The 2,610-nt window shown below is 65.4% G+C and carries 3 protein-coding genes; all 3 read left to right on the top strand.

All coding sequences use genetic code 11. The features are described from left to right. The coding region (locus EN750_RS28435; protein ID WP_145967986.1) for an ABC transporter permease at window positions 1–680 on the top strand (680 nt) is incomplete at its 5' end. After that, window positions 677–1,555, top strand: a complete 879-nt coding sequence (locus tag EN750_RS28440; protein WP_127398729.1) for an ABC transporter permease — start codon at window positions 677–679, stop codon at window positions 1,553–1,555. The genes EN750_RS28435 and EN750_RS28440, both read left to right, overlap by 4 nt. Beyond that, a partial coding sequence (locus EN750_RS28445; RefSeq protein ID WP_145967987.1) for an ABC transporter ATP-binding protein occupies window positions 1,548–2,610 on the top strand: 1,063 nt, incomplete at its 3' end. The genes EN750_RS28440 and EN750_RS28445, both read left to right, overlap by 8 nt.

Raw genomic sequence — 2,610 nt, forward strand, 5'->3', positions numbered from 1 at the left:
TCGATGCACTGGGCAATTCGATGAAGCTGGCAGCGGTCGCCTTCGTGCTCGTGGTGCCGATCGGCATCCTCGGCGGCGTCGTCGCAGCGCTCAACCTCAACCGCCCGCTCGACCGCATCATCAGTCTCGGCGGCCTGTCGGTGACGGTGCTGCCGGAATTCGTCACCGGCATCATCCTGATCCTGATCTTTGGTGTCTGGCTGCGCTGGCTGCCGATATCGGCCGCATGGCCGCGCGACGCCGGCTTCTTCACGCAGCTCTATTACCTGATCCTGCCCTCGCTGCCGCTGTTCCTGGTGCTGTTCGGCTACATCGCCCGCATGGCACGCTCCGGCATGATCGAGGCGCTCGATTCCGACTACACGCGAACGGCCGTGCTCAAGGGCCTGCCCTGGCGCACGGTGATCTGGCGGCATGTGCTGCGCAATGCGCTGCTGCCGACCATCACCGTCATCGCGACGCAGACCGGCTACCTCATCGGCGGCCTTGTCGTCATCGAAACGCTGTTTCGCTACCAGGGCATCGGGTCGCTGATCTTCACCGCCGCGCGCGGCAAGGATTTCCCGATGCTGGAGTCGGGCATCCTCACCATCGGCATTGTCTATGCCTTGGCCACCCTTGTCGCCGACTTCCTCTATTCCGTGCTCAATCCGCGTATCCGTCTGGGGTCAGATCAATGAGCGCCGTCCAAACCAGCTCTCCGACACCAGACGACACGCGCCGGCGCGGCCCGCTGGCGGAGGTCTTTTTCTCGCTGCTGCGCTCGCGCACATTCCTTGTCGGTTTCGCCATCGTGCTGTTCTGGGTTGCCTGTGCGCTGTTGGGCGAGCATTTCGCACCTTACGATCCGCTTGCCGACGACATCATCAACGCGCTGGCGCCGCCCTCTTCCGAACACTGGTTCGGCACCGACCAGATCGGCCGCGACGTCTTCTCGCGCGTCATCGTCGGTTCGCGCGACATCCTGACCGTCGCACCGCTGGCAACCTTGCTGGCGACAGTGGCCGGCACGGCACTCGGCCTCCTTACCGGCTATTTTCGCGGCCTCGTCGACGATGTCGTCAGCCGCATCCTGGAAGCCTTCATGGCGATCCCGGTGGTCATCGTCGCGCTGCTGGCCATCGTCGCGCTCGGCACCTCCAAAACCACGGTCATCGTCGTCATCGGCTTGAGCTTCGCGCCGATCATCGCGCGCACCGTGCGCTCGGCGGTGCTGGCCGAGCGCGAACTCGACTATGTCGCCGCTGCACAGCTTCGGCATGAAAGTGCACTGCATACGATGTTCGTCGAGATCCTGCCCAACGTCATCCCGCCGATCCTGGTCGAAACCACCGTGCGGCTCGGCTATGCCATTTTCGCCGTCGCCACGCTCTCCTTCATGGGCTTCGGCATCCAGCCGCCCTCGCCCGACTGGGGGCTGTCGATCTCCAACAATTACGGCATGATCGGCGGCGGCTTCTGGTGGACAGTGCTGTTCGATGCGCTCGCCATCGCTTCGCTGGTGATCGGCGTCAATCTGGCGGCCGACGGCGTTCACGGAGCGCTCAATGACTAGTTCCGCCAAGGCCGAAAACGCACTCGAACTCACCGATCTGTCGGTTGCCTACCGCGTCGCAGGCCGCAATCGCGCCGTGCTGCGCAACCTCAGCCTCACCATCGGCCAGGGCGAAGCCTATGGGCTGGTCGGCGAATCCGGTTGCGGCAAGTCGACAGTGGCGCTCACCGTCGTGCGCTATCTGCCGAGAAATGGCTCGATCACCGGCGGCGCCATCTCGCTCGATGGCCAGAACGTGATGAAGCTGGACGCCGAGGCGCTCAGGCGGGCGCGCGCGGAAAGTGTCTCCATGGTCTACCAGGACCCGGGCAAGGCGCTGAACCCATCGATCCGCGTCGGCCGCCAACTGACCGAGATTTTTGAACTCGGCGGCATCTCGGGACAAGCGGCCACTGACCGGGCGATTGCGATGCTGAACCGCGTGCGCATCTCCGACCCCGTCAGCGTCATGCAGCGCTACCCGCACCAGCTTTCCGGCGGCATGCAGCAGCGCGTGGCGATCGCCATGGCGCTGGCCAACGATCCCTCGATGCTGATCCTCGACGAGCCGACCACCGGCCTCGATGCGACGGTGGAGGCCGAAGTGTTCGACCTGATCGCGCAGCTGCGGCAAGAACTGTCGGCCTCGATCCTGTTCATCAGCCACAACCTCGCCGTCGTTTCCAACATGTGCGACCGGGTCGGCGTGCTCTATGCCGGCATGCTGGTCGAGGAAGGACCGACGGAGGTCGTGTTCAACGATCCGCGCCACCCCTACACGGTGGCGCTGCTGCGCTGCCTGCCGCGCGGCGGCCAACGCAAGGATCAGGGGCGCCTCGACACCATTCCGGGTTTCCTGCCGGGCATCGGGGCCGACATCAAGGGCTGCGCCTTCGCCGACCGCTGCGCGCTCGCCGACGATCGCTGCCGCAGCGAATTGCCGCCGCTCTATGATCTGGGCGGCCGGCTGTCGCGCTGCTTCCATCACGACAAGGCGCTGCCGCGCGCGACGCCGAGCGATGTGGCGCCTGTCCCAAAGCCCGCGGCAGCACCGGTGCTGCCGCGGGCTTTGGGAC

Source organism: Mesorhizobium sp. M7A.F.Ca.ET.027.03.2.1, from assembly GCF_003999175.1.
Taxonomy (GTDB): domain Bacteria; phylum Pseudomonadota; class Alphaproteobacteria; order Rhizobiales; family Rhizobiaceae; genus Mesorhizobium.